This window comes from bacterium (assembly GCA_024224155.1).
Lineage (GTDB): Bacteria > Acidobacteriota > Thermoanaerobaculia > Multivoradales > JAHEKO01 > CALZIK01.
Genome location: JAAENP010000500.1, coordinates 1 through 1767, shown reverse-complemented (window position 1 = coordinate 1767; position 1767 = coordinate 1). Strand labels below are relative to the sequence as shown.

The following is a 1767-nucleotide window of genomic DNA, read 5'->3' as shown; positions in this document are numbered from 1 at the left end:
TCGGCGCCGGTCTGCTTCTGAGCGATTCCCCACTGCTCCCCCGAACCCTCCTGAAGCTCCAGGGAGTCCGCGATGAGCCCCGGCCACTGGGCTCCCGCCTCGACTTCGATGATCCCGGAGTCGGCGTCGAGGTCGAGAACCCGGTCGAGCCCGAGCATGTCGATATTCACGGTGCCGACGCCGAACTGCTGGCCGCCCATGGCGTGCCGGCCACCAGCGATCGACACCGGCAGCTCTCGATTCGAGCCGTCGCCGATGGCGGCGGTCAGCTCATCGAGGCTTGACGGCCGAGCCACGCTCGCGACGCGGGTGCGGTTGGGCTTGGAGTGGACGTCGTTGAGGACGACTCCGGACTCCTTCCGGGGAGGCGGCCGAGACCGACAGCCCGCGGAGCCGAGCAGGCCGAGGGCCCCGATCTTGAGGAGATCTCGCCGGGTGATCACGACGGGAGTCTACGTACCGGTCGACCTCACTGTCGACCGAAACTGTCAGCTGGCCGCCTCCGCCAGGCGCTCGTCCAGGTAGGTGTTGAGCCGATCCGCCGCGTCGGTGGTGAGCCTGGTGAACGCCACCCCCAGGCCTCCCACTTCGCCGTCCTTCGCTTCCTGATAGCGCATGACCTCGCCGACCGCCCGAATCGGCTCGGCGCCTCCCGGCAGGCTGAGCTCGAGATCGATCTCGCTGCCCACGGGCACCTTGTCCCCGGTTCGGATGAATACGCCCGTTTCGGAGAGATTCTCGGTCTGGGCCATACGGTGCAAGCCGACAGCGCCCAGGCGCACCTGCATGGTGACCATCAGGCGCTGGGCCCTTTGTGGCCACGCCCGCAGATGCGGAGCGATGCGCTTTCGAAACCGAGTGGGCTCATCGCAACTGACTACCGGGAAGCGATCGCCCACGCTGTCGATCAACTCGCCCACGGCTTCGTCCTTGGCCAGAACCATGATCTTCTGGGTCGCGCCACCCAGCTTGCCGGCCGCTTGCACGACGAACTCCTGGATCCGGTGTTCCCCTAGCGGATGCTCGACTAGCACCAGGTCGATGTCGAAGCTCTCGAGCAGCGCCAGGGCGTGCTCGGCATTACCGAAGCGCTGAACCTCCACTGCGGTCTCGGCGAAGAGATCCTCCAGGTAGTCGAGGAGACCGCCTTCCCGCCCGACTGCAACGATCTTCTGTCTCTCCAAAGTCGCCTCCTGTGCCCACCCACGCAAGATGTTCTTGAAGCATATCGCGGCTCGAAGCCGATAGACCGAGCCTGACCGAGCCGGTCTCGGCGAAGAGATCCTCCAGATAGTCGAGGAGACCGCCTTTCCGCCCGACTGCAACGATCTTCTGTCTCTCCATGGGCTCGATGACCTCCGCGGCGGTTGGCCGCATCGTCTGAACCGCGGCATATCCAATCCGCTCCAAGACCGGACAGTCCACGGCTACAATGTCCTTGCAGTGCGACGAGCTCGGATCCTACTCGAGATTCTGACGGCCGTTCTTCTGATCTCGTGCGGCAGCGATGTCGAGGTCGAGACAACGCACACGCGTGCGGTGGTCATCGGCATCGACGGGGCCGACTGGAAGATCATCGAAGCCCTGGCAGCCGAAGGCGAGATGCCCAACCTCATGGGTTTGCGTGAGCGCGGCACCTGGGGCCCGATCGAGACCCTCAACGACGTTCCGCTGTCGCCGGTGATATGGACCAGTGTAGCCACCGGCAAGACCCCGGCCAAGCACGGCGTCACCTGGTTCATGGTCGATCAGCCGGACGGCACCCGG

Annotated in this window: 3 protein-coding genes; 1 reads left to right on the top strand and 2 read right to left on the bottom strand. The window is 65.3% G+C overall.

All coding sequences use genetic code 11. From position 1 onward, the window contains the following. Positions 1 to 443, bottom strand: a 443-nt coding sequence (locus tag GY769_23595; GenBank protein MCP4204904.1) for an FAD-dependent oxidoreductase, incomplete at its 3' end; no start/stop codon positions are given. Positions 444 to 488: 45 nt separating this feature from the next. Then, positions 489 to 1184, bottom strand: coding sequence for a hypothetical protein (locus GY769_23590; protein ID MCP4204903.1), 696 nt, complete (start codon positions 1182 to 1184; stop codon positions 489 to 491). A gap of 259 nt (positions 1185 to 1443) precedes the next feature. On the opposite strand from GY769_23590, the gene GY769_23585 reads away from it, so the two are divergent. After that, positions 1444 to 1767 (top strand): hypothetical protein (locus GY769_23585; protein MCP4204902.1); only part of this gene is annotated, 324 nt, incomplete at its 3' end.